Below are 3,051 nucleotides of genomic sequence, written 5' to 3'. Positions count from 1 at the left end.
GCACTCTGCTGCACCTGCTCGGTGCGCTCGATCGTCCCGATGAGGGCTCGATTCGTTTCCGCGGCACCGAGATCGGCGATCTCGACGAAGACCAGCAGGCCGCGTTCCGACTCGAGCAGGTCGGCTTCATCTTCCAGTTCTTCAACCTGCTCCCCACCCTCTCGGCCTGGGAGAACGTCGCCGTGCCTAAGCTGTTGGACGGCACCGGCTTACGCAAGGCCAAGCCGCGCGCGCTGGAACTGCTCGATCTAGTCGGCCTCGGCGATCGCGCACAGCACCGGCCCGCGGAGCTCTCCGGTGGGCAGATGCAGCGCGTAGCGGTGGCCAGAGCGCTGATCATGGATCCGCCGCTGATCCTGGCCGACGAACCGACCGGCAACCTCGACTCCAAGACCGGCGCCGCGATCCTCGCGCTGCTGGGCGACATCACCGCGCAGGGCAACTCGGTGGTGATGGTGACGCACGACATGAGCTCCGTCGACTACTGCGACCGGGTGATCACCTTGCGCGACGGTCGGATCGGCGCGGACGAGCGCGTCGCTTCGCGGGTCGACGCATGATCGCCGCCGCCATCGATCGATTGCGGCTGTTCAACTTCGGTGAACTGCTCCGCCATCCCGGCCGCACCCTGATGTCGGGAGCCGTGATGGGAGTCTCGGCCGCGCTGATCGTCGCGGTGCTGAGCATCTCCGGGTCGGTCACCGGGTCGGTCGACAAGCTCACCAAGGGTCTGGCGGGCACCGCCGAACTCGAGATCACCGGTATCACCGACGCGGGCTTCGAACAGTCACTGCTACCCCGGATCGCCGCGACACCCGGGGTGGCGACGGCGGTGCCGATGCTGCGCGGCACGCTCGGCGCCGGCCCTGACCGGGCACTGCTGATCGGCGCGGATCAGAATATCGGCGCGCTCGGCAGCGATCTGGCCGGGCCGATGTCGCAGTACACCACCAAGCTGCTCAGCACCGAGCGCGGCGTGCTGGTCGGCGCGGCCATGGGTCTGCGCGAGGGCGACCCCGTACCGATCGGGGCAGGCACGGCGAAGGTGGCTGCCGTCCTCGACTCCGAGGCGACCGACCGGCTCAACAGCGGACACGTGGTGGCGGGTCCGCTGCCGTTGATCCAATTCCTCACCGACCGGGTGGGCAAGCTCGATTCGGTACAGATCGTGGTGCGGCCCGGCACCGATGTGGCCGCGCTGCGCACCGCCCTCACCGATGCGGTGGACGGCCGGGCAGTGGTGGCCGAGCCGAGTCTGCGCACCGCGCAGGCCGGTGGCGCGATCCAGATCATGCGGTATTCCACGCTGATGTCGTCGGCGGCGGCGCTGATCGTGTCGGCCTTCTTGATCTACAACGCGATGAGTATGGCGGTGGCGCAACGCAGGCCGACGCTGTCGCTGTTGCGGGCGATCGGCGGCAAGCGGGCCCCGATGGTGCGTGATCTGCTCGTCGAGGCCGCGATGCTCGGGCTGATCGGCGGGGCGATCGGCGCGGGAATCGGTGCGCTGATGGGGCGGTTCGCGATCGACAGGCTGCCCGCCGCGATCGTGCAATCGGTCGAGGCGCGCACCGAATTCCAGGTGCCGAACTACGCGATCCCCGTCGCGATCGCCGCGTGTGTGGTGGCGACGGTGCTGGCGGCGTCGATCGCGGCCAGACAGGTGTACAAGGTCGCCCCGGTCGAGGCGTTGGCGCCGGTGGAGGCCAGCGATGCCGCGGCGACCAACTCGGTGTTGCGCTGGGTCGCCCTCGCCGCGGGTGTGCTGCTCGGTGCGGCGGCGGTGGCTATCGCGTTCGTCGACCTCGGGCGACTGTCGCTGGCCGCGATCACCACGTCGTTCACCGCGACGGTGTTCCTGTGTTTCGCCGCCACCGGTCCGATCGTGCGCGGATCCGCGGCGATCGCCCGCTGGTTCGGCGCGCCGGGCGCGCTCGGGGCGACGACGCTGGAACGCGCGCCGCGCCGCGTCTGGGCCACCGCGATGACGGTGATGATCGGCGTCGCGGCGGTGGTCGCGCTCGGTGGGGCATCGGGCAACATGGTGAAGTCGGCGACCGATTCGTTCCAAAGTCTCGGCGACACCGATCTTTACGTGAGTCCGAGCCCCGTCGAGCAGTTCCCGACCGGGCCGGTCCTGCCCGACGGCCTGGCCGCCCGGGTCGCGAACGTCCCCGGCGTGGAACGGGTGAGCCCCGCCCAGATGGCCTTCGCGACCATCGGCAGCGGTCGGGTGATGTTGCAGGGCTATCCGCCGAGTACCTCCGATACCCGTCTCGGCGCGGTCGATCGGGCGGTGATCGACCGGATGGAGCGGCGCGAAGGTGTGGTCATCACCCGTGACGTGGCACGGTCGCTCTCGCTTGCCGTCGGCGACGAGATCACCATGCCCACCCCCTCCGGTGAGCGCAAAACAGCTGTGCTGCAAGTGATTCCGTACTTCACCGCCGTCTCCGGCGTGGTGATGATGAATCTCGACCAGATGCGGGAGTGGTATCAGCGACCCGGCGAGACGATCCTGTCGATCCAGTATTCGCCCGGCGCCGACCCCGACACGGTGCAGGCCGCGGTCCGCGCGATGGTTCCCCGCGAAATCCATGTCGACACCGGCGCCGACATGGTCGACGCGATCTCCTCGAGCGTCCAGCAGGGTGCGGCGATGAGCAACATGATCCTGTGGATCGTCGTCCTGGTGGCGACGGTGGCCTTGCTGAACACCCTGATGCTGTCGGTCCTGGAGCGACGCAGGGAGCTGGGGGTGCTGCGCGCCATGGGCACCAACCGCAAGTTCCTCCTGCGCTCGGTGCTCGCCGAAGCCGCGGGCATCGGATTCATCGGCGCGGCCATCGGTCTGCTCGTCGGCGTCGCGGTGCAGTATCTGGCCACGGTGGCGATCGGGCATGCGATGACCATCGACATCGTCTACCGGCCGAGCCCGCTGATCGCGGTCTACGGTGCGGTCGCGCTGGGCCTGGCACTGCTGGGCTCGATCCCGCCCGCCCTGCGCGCGGCGCGGATGCCGATCGTGGCCGCGCTGGCAGTGGACTGACC

2 protein-coding genes are annotated in these 3,051 nt (G+C 69.3%); both read left to right on the top strand.

From position 1 onward, the window contains the following. Positions 1-560, top strand: a 560-nt coding sequence (locus ACFWF3_RS30220) for an ABC transporter ATP-binding protein (RefSeq protein WP_379317061.1), incomplete at its 5' end; no start/stop codon positions are given. Continuing rightward, entirely contained in the window at positions 557-3,049 is a 2,493-nt protein-coding gene (locus tag ACFWF3_RS30215) for an FtsX-like permease family protein (protein WP_379317059.1), read from the top strand. The genes ACFWF3_RS30220 and ACFWF3_RS30215, both read left to right, overlap by 4 nt. The last annotated feature ends 2 nt before the right edge of the window (positions 3,050-3,051 follow it).

This window comes from Nocardia sp. NPDC060220, from assembly GCF_042727815.1.
GTDB lineage: Bacteria > Actinomycetota > Actinomycetes > Mycobacteriales > Mycobacteriaceae > Nocardia.
Note: the sequence above shows the minus strand (reverse complement) of the source record. Positions and strands in the feature narration are given on the sequence as shown.

Bases quoted from the DNA above. Each gene is read 5' to 3' on its own strand.
- ACFWF3_RS30215 (WP_379317059.1), top strand. From the start codon at position 557: ATGATCGCCGCCGCCATCGATCGATTGCGGCTGTTCAACTTCGGTGAA.